Genomic DNA, 2,324 nt, shown 5'->3' on the forward strand with positions numbered 1-2,324 from the left:
CCCACCCAGACCGCAGCCGCCCCGCCCGGGGCAGGGCCCCGCCCCGCCCTGTCCGGATGAGTCCGGAGCGTCAGAGGGTGCGGCGGATCTCCTCGACCCGGTAGCACTCGATCACGTCGCCCGCGCGCATGTTCTCGAAGTTCTCGAAGGCCATGCCGCACTCCTGACCGGAGGTGACTTCCTTCGCGTCGTCCTTGAAGCGCTTGAGCGTCTTGAGCTTGCCCTCGTGGATCACGACGCTGTCGCGGATGAGGCGGACATGCGCGCCGCGCTCCACGATGCCGTCGGTGACGCGGCAACCCGCGACCTTGCCGACCTTCGAGACCTCGAAGACCTCCTGGATCGTCGCCTCGCCCAGGCGCTCCTCGCGGAGCGTCGGCGGCAGCATCCCCGACAGCGTGGCTTTGATGTCGTCCACGAGGTCGTAGATGATGTTGTAGTAGCGGATCTCGATGCCCGCCCGCTCGGCGGCCTCGCGGGCCTCCTTGTGGGCGCGCACGTTGAAGCCGATGACGACGGCCTTCGAGGCCTGCGCCAGGGTGATGTCCGACTCGGTGATGCCGCCGACGCCGGCCAGGAGGATGCGGGCCGCGACCTCGTCGTTGCCGAGCTTCTCCAGGGCGCCCGAGATCGCCTCGACCGAGCCCTGCACGTCGCCCTTGATGACGACCGGCAGCTCCTTGCGGCCGGCGCCTTCCTTGAGGTCGCGCATCATGTCGACCAGCGAGCGGTTGGCACCGCCGGTCCGCGCGTTCTGACGCTCCCGCTTCTGACGGGCGCGGTACTCGGTGACCTCGCGGGCGCGGGCCTCGTTCGGCACCACGATCACGCGGTCGCCGGCATCCGGCGTGCCGTTGAAGCCCAGAACCTCGACCGGAACGGAGGGGCCGGCGTACTGCACGTTCTCGCCGAGATCGTCGATCAGGGCGCGCACGCGGCCCCACTCGGCGCCCGCGACGACGATGTCGCCGGTGAACAGGGTGCCGCGCTGGACCAGGACCGTGGCCACGGGGCCGCGGCCGCGGTCGAGCTGGGCCTCGATGACCGTGCCCTCGCCGTCGCGCTTCTCGTTGGCGCGCAGGTTCATGATCTCGGCCTGGATCTGGATGCCCTCCAGGAGCTGCGGCAGGCCGGCGCCGGTCTTGGCCGAGACCTCGAACTCGAGGGTCTCACCGCCCATCGACTCGACCTGGATGTCGTGCTGCAGCAGCTCCGTGCGGACCCGCTCCGGCTTGGCGTCCGGCTTGTCGATCTTGTTGACCGCGATGATCATCGGGACACCGGCCGCCTTGGCGTGCTGGATGGCCTCGATGGTCTGGGGCATCACGCCGTCATCGGCCGCCACCACGATCACCACGATGTCGGTGACCTTGGCGCCGCGGGCGCGCATCGACGTGAACGCCGCGTGGCCGGGTGTGTCGATGAAGGTGATCATGTCGCCGGAGGGCGCCGCGACCTGATAGGCGCCGATGTGCTGGGTGATGCCGCCGGCCTCGCCCTCGACCACGTTCTCCTTGCGGATCGCGTCGAGCAGCGACGTCTTGCCGTGGTCGACGTGGCCCATGATGGTGACCACCGGCGGACGGGGATCGAGATCCTCCTCCAGATCCGGCTCGTCGGAGGAGAGGCCCTCCTCGACGTCGGACTCGGCGACGCGGCGCACCGTGTGGCCGAGTTCCTCGGCGATGAGCTGGGCGGTGTCCGAGTCGATCACGTCGGTGATCTTGTGGATCTGCCCCTGCTTCATCAGCAGACGGATCACGTCCACGGCCCGCTCCGACATGCGGTTGGCGAGTTCCTGGATGGTGATCGTCTCGGGGATCGTCACCTCGCGGGACAGCTTCTCCTTCTGCTCCACGTGGCCGCGGCCGCTCATGCGCTGCTGGCGGCGCCGGAATGAGGCGACGGAGCGCGTCCGCTCCTCCTCGCCCGAGGTCGCGTTGGCGATGGTCAGGCGGCCGCGGTTGCGGTCGCCGCCCGGGGATTTCGGGGTCTTCGGAGGCGCGATGATCTTGAGCGGCATGCCGGGACGGCGGATCACCCGCTTGGTCTCGGACTCGTCCTCGTTGGTCTGGGCACCGCGACCGGCGGGGCGTGCCGCGGCGGCCGCTCCGGCGGGACGCGCGGCGGTCGCCGGCGTCGCGCTCTTCTCGGGCTCGGGCGCCGGAGCCGGACGGGCCATGAAGTTGAGGTCGCGCGGCTTGCGCGAATCGGCCGTGATGGTCTTGCGCGGCTCGCCCGTGGAGGGGCGCGGCGTCAGCGGCGGGCGCGGAGCGGCCGGAGCCGCGGCGGAGGCAGCCGGGCGCACGGCGGCCGGACGGGCC

1 protein-coding gene is annotated in these 2,324 nt (G+C 70.8%); it reads right to left on the reverse strand.

Annotation, left to right across the window (positions count from 1 at the left end):
• Positions 1–70 precede the first annotated feature (70 nt).
• Positions 71–2,324: translation initiation factor IF-2 (infB, locus tag ACLBYE_RS30280; protein WP_447696999.1), on the reverse strand; the 2,254-nt coding region annotated here is incomplete at its 5' end.

It is taken from the genome of Methylobacterium sp. A52T (assembly GCF_053346095.1).